The 9,981-nt window shown below is 56.4% G+C and carries 11 protein-coding genes and 1 pseudogene; 11 read left to right on the top strand and 1 reads right to left on the bottom strand.

Annotated elements, in window-relative coordinates; genetic code table 11:
* Nucleotides 1-128 precede the first annotated feature (128 nt).
* From AD944_RS16155 to AD944_RS01925, 6 genes are all read left to right on the top strand, one after another.
* On the top strand, nt 129-728 hold the full coding sequence (locus AD944_RS16155; protein ID WP_156477239.1) for a helix-turn-helix domain-containing protein: 600 nt from the start codon (nt 129-131) through the stop codon (nt 726-728).
* A 177-nt stretch (nt 729-905) separates the two neighbouring features.
* Nucleotides 906-2,597 (top strand): recombinase family protein, encoded by a 1,692-nt coding sequence (locus tag AD944_RS01945; RefSeq protein WP_061474714.1) that lies wholly within the window; start codon nt 906-908, stop codon nt 2,595-2,597.
* 273 nt (nt 2,598-2,870) lie between these two features.
* A complete protein-coding gene (locus AD944_RS01940) occupies nt 2,871-3,113 on the top strand; it encodes a type II toxin-antitoxin system Phd/YefM family antitoxin (protein ID WP_045541518.1) in 243 nt (80 codons plus the stop codon).
* Complete coding sequence (locus tag AD944_RS01935) at nt 3,110-3,535, top strand: type II toxin-antitoxin system VapC family toxin (protein ID WP_045541517.1); 426 nt, start codon at nt 3,110-3,112, stop codon at nt 3,533-3,535. The genes AD944_RS01940 and AD944_RS01935 overlap by 4 nt, the downstream gene beginning before the upstream one ends.
* A 211-nt stretch (nt 3,536-3,746) precedes the next feature.
* Nucleotides 3,747-3,989, top strand: a complete 243-nt coding sequence (locus tag AD944_RS01930; RefSeq protein ID WP_045541516.1) for a type II toxin-antitoxin system Phd/YefM family antitoxin — start codon at nt 3,747-3,749, stop codon at nt 3,987-3,989.
* Nucleotides 3,990-4,427, top strand: a complete 438-nt coding sequence (locus tag AD944_RS01925; protein ID WP_045541515.1) for a type II toxin-antitoxin system VapC family toxin — start codon at nt 3,990-3,992, stop codon at nt 4,425-4,427.
* 88 nt (nt 4,428-4,515) lie between these two features.
* On the opposite strand, the pseudogene AD944_RS01920 reads toward AD944_RS01925, so the two are convergent.
* A pseudogene (locus AD944_RS01920) lies at nt 4,516-4,770 on the bottom strand (transposase); the annotation flags it as partial.
* Nucleotides 4,771-4,838: 68 nt separating this feature from the next.
* On the opposite strand from AD944_RS01920, the gene AD944_RS01910 reads away from it, so the two are divergent.
* The 5 genes from AD944_RS01910 to AD944_RS01890 all read left to right on the top strand — a co-directional run bounded on the left by AD944_RS01910 (nt 4,839) and on the right by AD944_RS01890 (nt 9,952).
* A protein-coding gene (locus AD944_RS01910) for an IS3 family transposase (protein ID WP_145912773.1) occupies nt 4,839-6,025 on the top strand; the annotation gives its coding sequence in 2 pieces (ribosomal slippage) (nt 4,839-5,097 and nt 5,097-6,025; 1,188 coding nt in all).
* Between the two features lie 127 nt (nt 6,026-6,152).
* Nucleotides 6,153-7,529: an aminotransferase-like domain-containing protein gene (locus tag AD944_RS01905; protein ID WP_045541512.1), complete on the top strand. Its 1,377-nt coding sequence runs from the start codon at nt 6,153-6,155 to the stop codon at nt 7,527-7,529.
* Between the two features lie 52 nt (nt 7,530-7,581).
* Nucleotides 7,582-7,896, top strand: coding sequence for a putative quinol monooxygenase (locus AD944_RS01900; protein ID WP_045541511.1), 315 nt, complete (start codon nt 7,582-7,584; stop codon nt 7,894-7,896).
* An 18-nt stretch (nt 7,897-7,914) separates the two neighbouring features.
* Nucleotides 7,915-9,135, top strand: a complete 1,221-nt coding sequence (locus AD944_RS01895) for a Tm-1-like ATP-binding domain-containing protein (RefSeq protein WP_179946458.1) — start codon at nt 7,915-7,917, stop codon at nt 9,133-9,135.
* On the top strand, nt 9,122-9,952 hold the full coding sequence (locus AD944_RS01890) for a phosphoenolpyruvate hydrolase family protein (RefSeq protein WP_010666564.1): 831 nt from the start codon (nt 9,122-9,124) through the stop codon (nt 9,950-9,952). Before AD944_RS01895 ends, AD944_RS01890 begins: the two co-directional genes overlap by 14 nt.
* The last annotated feature ends 29 nt before the right edge of the window (nt 9,953-9,981 follow it).

The raw sequence follows: 9,981 nt of genomic DNA, 5'->3' as shown, positions 1-9,981 counted from the left end.
ATGTGTTCGGAGCGAGCCTGAAGCCAGAATTCAGTTTTTCCGCAAAGCGGTCCGACCGGACGCGGGAACGGACAAATCTCTCTCCAGTCTGTTTTTCGTAGAATAAGCGCAGGAAATACGAGTGCGATGTGACCGGAACGGCAGGCCGCGCACATCATGCCGGGTCATTTCTCGTTTCGATCCGAAAAATGCAACGGAAATTGCAGTTTTTGTTCCCCGTGCCCTCATTGATGCTGCTTTCAACGAAGTGCAAGTTGAAAGCAGCATCAATGCAGGAAATATTCAATTTCCCGGAAGTAATTGGCGTTGGGAAAACTGCTGAATTATTCGGATTTTCACGTGAAACAGCATACAGACTTATCAGATCTGGCGATATTTTATCATGTCGTATTGCGGGTCGTCGGCTGATTACATCGCGTTCTGTGCGTAACTTTATTCTAAGGCAGGTGAAAGAACAGTCTTCGATTGATCAGAATGCAGGCTGGCTAGGAACCTTTATGGTGTCCTGCAGCAGCGTTCCGGTGCTTCTTGCTATTTCAAAAGTCAGCAGAAGCTTCGGTATTTCACGCAGGTCCGCATACAGACTTTCTGCATCAGGCAAGATAGTCACGATAAAAATAGGCAGATCACGTTTTATAGTCACTGAAAGTATTCATCATCACATCCAGAGATCGATTACTTTCAGGCAGAAGATTATCGGCACTGCCAGTGCGGACTTACGCTCATGAATCGCGCGATATTGCCCGGACGGGGCGAACCGGTCCGGCATAGGCAGATCGACTCTGGCTCAGGGCGGCGGTCTGTGGCACTCTCCCACAAAGCACAGAACAGGCAGGTTCAGGACGATCTGCCGCCAGAAATCCCCGTCGACAAAGCGGAAATCGATATTCTGATGAGGTTTTGCCATGACATCCTTGCCCCTTGCGTCGAGCCCCCTCCGGCCACTGCCATCCCTGCGCGCGGCCCTTTATCTGCGCGTCTCAACAGGGCGGCAGGCCGAGCACGACCTGTCAATCCCCGATCAGCAGCGACAGACTGAAAATTACTGCGCTGCGAAAGGTTGGGAGGTCGCCGAAGTTTTCATCGAGCCGGGAGCCTCGGCAACAGATGACAGGAGACCGGAATTTCAGAAACTGATGGAAGTGGCCTCAGAAAAACCAAGGCGTTTCGATGTTGTCGTTGTGCATTCTTTCAGCCGTTTTTTCCGGAATCACTTTGATCTGGAGTTCAACGTCAGACGTCTTGCGAAGCAGGAGATCAGGCTCGTCTCGATCACGCAGGAACTGGAAAATGATTCTTCTGGCACCATGATCCGTCAGATCTTGGCGCTGTTCGATGAATATCAGTCCCGTGAAAATGCCAAGCATACACTGCGCGCGATGAACGAGAACGCCCGGCAGGGGTTCTGGAACGGCTCCCGCCCGCCCTTCGGCTATCGCACGGTAGAAGCGGAGCGTCGTGGGCAGAAAGTCAAGAAGAAGCTGGAGATCGACCCCATTCAGGCGGAGACGGTCAGGCTCATCTTCGGGCTCTACCGTGATGGAGACGGACAGTCCGGCGGGCTCGGCATCAAGGCGATCGTCAGTCACCTCAATGCAAAAGGATACCGCACTCAAACCGGCTCGCGGTTTTCCTGCAAATTCATTCATGACGTGCTGACGCGCGAGACCTATGCGGGCAAGCATGCGTTCAACGTGGTCGAAGCGAAAACGGGACGGAAGAAAGCGTCGGATGAGGTGATCACCATGGATGCTCCTGTCATTATTCCCCGTAGTGAGTTTCTGGAGGTGCAACAGCGTCTGAAACAGAACGCACCGCGTGTGACGGCGCCCCGGATCGTCAATGGTCCATGCCTGCTGACGGGGCTGGCAGTCTGCGCCACCTGCGGCGGCGGGATGACGTTGCGGACAGGGAAATACGGTCGTTATCGCTATTATACCTGCGCGACACAGGCCCGGCAGGGAAAGACGGCCTGCAAGGGGCGGAGCATCCGCATGGATCTGCTCGATACGCTGGTCATGGAGCATCTCGCCACCCGTCTGCTCACGAAAAACAGGCTTGGCGTGATACTGGAAGCACTTCTGGCACACTATGCTGCCAATCAGAATCGTGATGCCGCCCGTCAGGAGAGTCTGCGTCACGTGTCCCGTGAAGCCGAGCAGAAGTTGCAGAGAATGTACGCAGCTATCGAAAACGGCATTGTCGATCCTGCTGATCCCACGCTCAGGGAACGACTTGATGCACTGAAGGCCCAGCGGGATGAGGCCAGCCGTCTCTGCGCGATGGCAGAAGCCCCGGCACTGGTGGTGCCAACCATCACGGATGAAATGATCGAACGTTTCTCCTGTGACCTGCGGGCGAAGCTGGCCGATGGTCCCGTCGCCATGCGCAAGGAATATCTCCGCGCGATCGTCGATCGCATAGAGATCGATGACGGTGAAATCCGCATTTTTGGAAGGAAAGACAGGCTGATGAACCAACTCGTCTCAGACCGCCCGAAACTGAACCCGAAAGTTCCCAGTTTTGGACGGGAGTGGCGTCCCGTACGGGATTCGAACCCGTGTTGCCGCCGTGAAAGGGCGATAAGTAGTGGCTAAGCGGCTGGGTTATTCCGATTAAATTGTTGATAACAGGACATTTAATATCACTGAGTATCACTGGGTGCAACAGGATATCACATCAGGGTGGGCCCAAATTGGGCCCAAGAAGTTACCGCCCTTTTGGGTATCTAACTACATCTCCTTTAGTCGGCGCTGCCTCATTTGAGGGTTTGAGAGAGGTGCGATAGCTCATCGCCACCCACATATTTCCATAGGCATATTGACGATCTCATGCTACAAAGTGACCAGTTTAATGGTTCGGAGTCTACGATGCAGACCGTCAATCTGGTGGAGGCTAAAGCTCATCTCAGTCGTCTGGTCGACCTGGCAAAGGATGGAGAGTCCGTCCGTATTCTGCGTCGCGGCAAGGTAGTCGCGCAACTCGTCAAAGCTGAGCCTGTGCGTAAACAGATTGTCGTGAGTGCTCTGCGCTCACTGACCGACGCTATGACGCTACAAACAGAGTCTGCCGCGACCGCTGTCCGCGACATGCGTGACGAGGCGAGATATTGAGCGTCTATATTGACACATCGGTTCTCGTGGCGGCCCTGACCAATGAGCGGGAAACTTCCCGGATGCAGGAGTGGCTTGGTGCTCAGGTACCTGAGAAGCTCTTCATCAGTGATTGGGTCGTGACGGAATTTTCCTCTGCGCTGTCGATCAAGCTGCGGACGGGACAGATCACTGTCACCGATCGCGCGAACAGCCTGGCCATGTTCACGCGTCTGTGTGCCGAAAGTATCGGGGTCTTGCCAGTGACCAGTCAGAACTTCCGGACGGCGGCAAGATTCTCGGACCAGTATGCTCTGGGTCTGCGGGCCGGAGATGCCCTTCATCTGGCGGTTTGTGCGGATCAGGGTGCGACATTGTGCACTCTGGACCGTCGCCTTGCCGAAGCTGGGCCTCAGGTTGGTCTGGCTATCACGCTGGTATGATCGAAATTGGCCGTAGCTGTAGCACTGACATTTCTTTCACGTTCGGGGACGAGAGCTTTTTTCGTGATGCTGGGTCCATTAAGGAATGATGCTTCCGGGATGCGTTCTGAATGAACGGATTGGACCAGCAGATGGCCCAGGCCCAAGAGCATTCTCTTGCAACGAGGTCACATTCATAATATGACTACAGTGGTTTCATTTGGGGGCGATCATGCACGAAATTCAGCTACGCGATGCCAAGGCTACCCTGTCTGCGGTTGTCGATCACGCCTGTGCGGGTGAGCCGGCCATCATTACACGGCACGGTAAACCAACGGCTGTTATCCTGAGTTATGCGGAGTGGGAGAGACTTTCCCACGTGCCCTCATTTGGCCGTTTGCTGATGAGTGCTCCACTGGATGAAGCTGACTTCCCGGAAAGAGTTGAGAGTGGTCTCCGGGAAGTGGAATTCTGAGTGTATCTCGTCGATACAAATGTCCTGTCTGCGGCCGCACCAACCAAGGCGCGGATAGAGACAGGTCTCGTTGAATGGATGGACAGGAATAGTGATAAGCTGTTCATTTCTGTCATTACAATTGCGGAGATTGAGGCTGGCATTGCCAAATTACGGGACAACGGCAGCCTGAAGAAGGCACAACGACTTTCCGAATGGCTTGAGACGCTTCTCCATCTCTATCAGCATCGAGTGCTGCCGCTGGATCTTCAGGCAGCACGCGAACTGGGACGTATGACACAGGCGGTACGTCAGGCAGGCCGCATGCCCGAAATGGCCGACCTGTCGATCGCGGCGACAGCGATAATGAAGGGCTATGTCGTGTTAACCCGCAACCTGCGACATTTTCAGGGAACCGGGATCATAGCTCTTGATCCCTTTGAAAGCCTGCCAGCTTAAGGTTCGTAGGCAGCGCTCTCCTATAATAGATGAGGCGTGTCGTGTGTATCTTTCATACGGCGCGCTTCATTCAAGGCCGTGGCGAAGCGAGTGCGTGTTGCTTGTCCCAAACTTCAGCAGTCTGCCAATCCCGCAGCCGCCGCCAGCATGTCACTCCGGAGCTACATCCCATCTCGCGCGGAAGCATCTCCCATGGAATGCCGGTCAGGAGAACGAACAGTATCCCCGTCAATGCCGCCTGGTCAGAAAGACGGAGACGTCCGCCTTTGGGACGTGGAGGAATGACAGGAAGAAGCGGTTCAATAATCGCCCAGAGTTCATCGGAGACAATGGGTGCAACCATACAGAGGTGGACCCCATTTTTCAGACAGGTGTCCAAGCTATAATCCGACCTGAAAGAGGACGGTTTTTATGGGTAAAGTTACGCGCAAGAGGTATGGGGCGGAGTTCAAATCACGGGTTGCCCTGGAGGCGATCCGTGGGGAACTGACGCTGGCGGAACTGGCTTCGAAACATGGTGTGCATCAGATGATGATTGCCCAGTGGAAGCGCCAGGCAGTCGAGGGCATGGCGGCAACCTTTTCGGGGAAGGCGGTGTCTGAGCCCCCGGTCAGCCCTGCTGATGTGGAGAAACTACACGCGAAGATAGGCGAGCTTCTCGTGGAACGGGATTTTTTACGCGATGCCTCTGCTCGGTTGGGCGTGATCAGAGGCGGCAGATGATTGACCCGAAACGAGCACGTCTGCCGCTCATCCGGCAATGCACGCTGCTACAACTCAACCGGTCGGGCGTGTACTATCGGCCTGTGCCACAGAACGAGGCCAATCTGGCGTTGATGCGGCTGATCGACGCCCAGTTCCTGGAAACGCCGTATTATGGCTCGCGGCAGATGACATGGCATCTGCGCCGCCTGGGACATGAAGTCTGTCGCAAGCGGGTCCGGCGGCTCATGGCGATTATGGGTCTGCGGGCGATCTACCAGAAGCCACGCACGAGTGTGCCCCATCCGGAGCATCGGAAATATCCGTATCTGCTGCGGGATCTGGTCATCGACCGGCCCAACCAGGTCTGGTGTTCCGACATCACATATATCCCCATGAAACGGGGATTTCTCTATCTCGTGGCCATCATGGACTGGTTCACGCGCAAGGTCCTGTCCTGGCGTCTGTCGAACACGATGGACGCGGAGTTCTGTATCGAGGCGCTACAGGATGCCCTTACGCGCTATGGCGCCCCGGAAATTTTCAATACGGACCAGGGCTCACAATTCACGACGCCCCGTTTTACTGGACTCCTGGAAGAGCGTCTGATCCGCATCAGCATGGATGGACGTGGGCGCTGGCTGGATAACGTGTTCATCGAGCGTCTGTGGCGGTCGCTGAAATACGAATGCGTCTACCTGCACGCCTTTGAGACCGGATCAGAACTTCGAGTGGGGCTCACGAAATGGATCACCCATTATAACGGACAACGTCCCCATACGGCACTGGCTGGACGAACGCCTGATGAGGCGTATCATGACGCGCCGACGTCCTCTGGTCCGGGGTTAACCCCGGACCAGAGGGCCAGCAGCAGCGCCGTCAGAATGGCGGCATGACAACAACCGGGTATAGCTTATTCAAACCCAAAAACTGTCCGAACAGACGGGACCACCTCTGTCAGAAAATCACACATCCGGGCAGGAACAGATTTTCGAAACACGAGGTCCAGGGCGGAGAAAAAACATGCGCCTTCAGTCATCATGGGACCCACATCTACCGGACGGGAACGCCTCTCCGGCGGAACGGCTTGCGGAAGCAATGGGTACCGACATCCTTTCCGGAAAACTCAAGGCGGATGACCGCCTTCCCGCCCATCGGGATCTGGCGTGGCGACTTGGCATCGGCATCGGCTCTGTCTCACGCGCCTATGCCACTCTTGAGCGTCGCGGACTGGTGCGCAGCGTGCATGGTCGCGGCATGTTCGTCTCTATCCGGCAGGAAAACCCTGGAACCAGATTCGATCTCGCCACGAACATGCCGCCTCCGATGTTCAGCAACAGGGCTTTATCCGGCACGCTCAACAAATTGGCGAAACAGGTCGACCCGGATCTGTTCAATGTCTATCCGCCGATCGCCGGACACCCCGAACATCGTCGCATCATGGCGCACTGGCTTGCAGAACTGGGCGTGGAGGTCGTGCCAGAAAACCTGCTCCTGACGGCAGGTGCTCAGCAGGCGCTCAATGTAACTCTGAACGTCGCCCGGTCACACGTCACATACGCTGTGACGGAGGAGCAGACCTATCCCGGCATGCTTGGCGCCATGCGGCAAAACCACCTGCCCGTTCATGCTGCTCGAATGGATGAGGAAGGAATACTTCCTGCCTCACTCGAAAAGATTCTCTACCGCAATCGAAAAGAGCGCGCCGTCCTCTATCTCACACCCACCATGCACAACCCGACCACAGCGACGATGGAGTTGCAGCGACGACAGGAAATTGTCGGTATCTGCAGGAAATTCGATGCTCTGATCATTGAAGACGGTGTGTATGTCTCCGGGCACAATCCGTCCCGACCATCTTTTCTTGAACTCGCGCCGGAACGCACGTTCCATGTCAGCAGCCTTTCAAAGATCCTCAGCCCGGGACTGCGCATCGGAGCGCTCATTCCACCGGCTGGTTACATGGAAGAATGCCTGCCTGCGCTTCTGGCTTCTTCGCTGATGATCGCTCCCCTGTCCTACGCCATGATGGCGCTGTGGATGCAGAATGGCACAGCGGAAAGCGTACGAAACGCCCTTCAGAACGAGGCCATTCGCCGTCAGGAACTCGTGGCTGCCAGCCTGCCTCAGGTCGTGCAGGCGCGTCATCACGCCTTTCATGCGTGGCTGCCCATGCCGCTAAAGCAAGCGGAGCGTGTCATTGCTCTGGCGAGAGACCTTGGTGTCTCCCTTCCCGCCGCAACATCCTTTCAGTCGACGGAAGCGCCGCACAGCACTGGAATACGCCTCGCATTCGGGAGTGTATCGTTCCGAAGACTGCCCGAAGCGCTGAGGCTCTTACAGTCAGCCTGTCTCGACACAGACGGAAAAGTGTCGCGTGACACTATACCGATATACTGAAAGTGTATCCTTCGAGTAGGCTCTTCCCACGCCACCATTCGAAGGGAAGCCCATGCCTGACAATACGCAGCATGTGACGGTCGTTGCATCCTTTCATCTGAAAGAAGAGCATCTCGACGCAATTCTGCCCGTCATGACGGCCTGCATCACAGCATCCCGTCAGGAAGCGACCAATCTTTTCTATACCTGCCGCCGCGATCTGAATGATCCGCTGCATTTCGTATTCATCGAACAATGGCAAAGCGTGGCAGCGATTCACGAACATGAAAAGCAGCCCCATTTTCTCGCCATGAAGGCCGCGTTCGAGAAAGGCATGGAAGGCAGTCCAGTGGTGACCATGCTCGAAGACGTACCGTCCTTTTCCTGAAGCGGGATGACGCGGATCATGACGCCGCATGTCTATCTTCTCGGCACAGCCGACACGAAATCTGCTGAACTGACCTATCTGCGTTCCGTTCTTGCCAAGAACGGCGTTGAAGCCCTGATCGTGGATGTCAGCACCAGTGAGACATCCTGTCTGGCAGACATCCCGGCGCAGGAAGTGGCAGCCCATCATCCGGATGGCGCAGCTGCTGTGTTTTGTGGAGAACGCGGTCAGGCGATCACCGCCATGTCCGTCGCGCTAGAACGCTTCCTGCCGGGCCGCGCCGATCTGACCGGTGTTATCGGCATCGGCGGCTCGGGTGGAACGGCCATCGTCGCACCGGCCATGCAGGCGTTGCCCATCGGGTTGCCGAAGATCCTGATTTCCACAGTCGCTTCCGGCAACATCAAACCCTATGTCGGCGAGTCCGATATCGCGATGGTCTATCCCGTCGTGGATTTGCAGGGGCTGAATCGCATATCCCGCCCCATTCTCGCCAATGCGGCGAACGCCATGGCGGGTATGGTGCGCCATCCTTTTGTGGCTGCTCCAGAAACCCGTCCGGCAATCGGGATCACGATGTTTGGTGTGACAACGCCCTGTGTCACGGAAGCAGTCCGGGTGCTTGAGCCTGATTTCGAATGTCTGGTTTTCCACGCGACCGGCTCCGGTGGAAACTCAATGGAGCGCCTTGTCGCGCAGGGCGTTCTGCGGGGTGTGCTGGATATCACCACAACCGAGTTCTGTGATTTCGTCGCGGGCGGTATCTTCCCTTGCGACGCCTCCCGTCTCGATGTGATTGCGAGAACAAAGGTGCCGTATGTCGGGAGTTGCGGGGGCCTCGACATGGTCAATTTCGGTGCCGTGGAAACCGTGCCTGAGCGCTATCGTGACCGTGTTTTCGTGCGGCACAATCCGTTCATCACCCTCATGCGTACGACCGATCAGGAGTGCCGCGAAATGGGAAATCTGATCGGCGAGCGTCTCAATCGCTGTGACGGCCCTGTCCGGTTCTTTTACCCGGAGGGTGGGTTCTCACAACTCGACCGCCCGGATCAGCCTTTTTATGATCCGGCAGCCGATATGGCTTTCCGCGATGCGTTGCTTGAAACATTGCAACAGACAACGGATCGCCGTTTCATCAGCCTGCCGCTCGCCATGAACGATCCTGCCTTCGCTCAGGCCATGGCAGGAGAACTTATCGATCTTTTCAAGGAGAATGACTTCCATGCCCCGGATTGAACGTAGCGCCATCCTGCATCGCCTGCGCGGACTGATCGCCGAACGCAAACCGATCGTCGGCGGCGGAGCCGGCACCGGCCTTTCCGCCAAGTGCGAGGCGGCTGGCGGCATTGATCTGATCGTCATCTATAATTCCGGCCGCTACCGCATGGCGGGCCGCGGATCGCTCGCCGGGCTTCTGGCTTATGGCAACGCCAACCAGATTGTCATGGACATGGCGCGTGAAGTGCTGCCGGTCGTACCGAACACACCGGTTCTGGCAGGTGTCAACGGCACCGATCCTTTCGTGGATTTCGACGTGTTCCTTGACGATGTGCGTCGCGTCGGTTTTTCCGGCATCCAGAACTTCCCGACGGTGGGTCTGATCGACGGAAACTTCCGCAAGAATTTGGAAGAAACGGGCATGAGCTACAGTCTTGAAGTGGATGTGGTCGCTCGTGCGCACAAGAAAGATCTGCTGACCACGCCTTATGTTTTCGATGTCGAGCAGGCAAAGGACATGGCCCGCGCGGGCGCCGATATTCTTGTAGCCCACATGGGGCTGACAACGGGCGGCAGCATCGGGGCTGAAACGGCCTTCACGCTGGACGATTGCATCAAGCTGATCAACGAGATTTCCGACGCGGCGAAGAGCGTGCGCGATGATGTGATCCTGCTCTGTCATGGCGGGCCTATCGCGATGCCTGCCGATGCGCAGAAAGTGTTGAGCGCATGCCCTGACTGTCACGGCTTCTACGGCGCTTCCAGCATGGAACGTCTACCGACCGAGACCGCGCTGGTTGAGCAGACCCGCACCTTCAAGGCCATGACGCGCTGACGTTTTCCACGGATACGCACCCGTGCAGG

It is taken from the genome of Acetobacter tropicalis, assembly GCF_001580915.1.
Lineage (GTDB): Bacteria > Pseudomonadota > Alphaproteobacteria > Acetobacterales > Acetobacteraceae > Acetobacter > Acetobacter tropicalis.
This window is presented reverse-complemented; position numbering and strand designations above follow the sequence as displayed.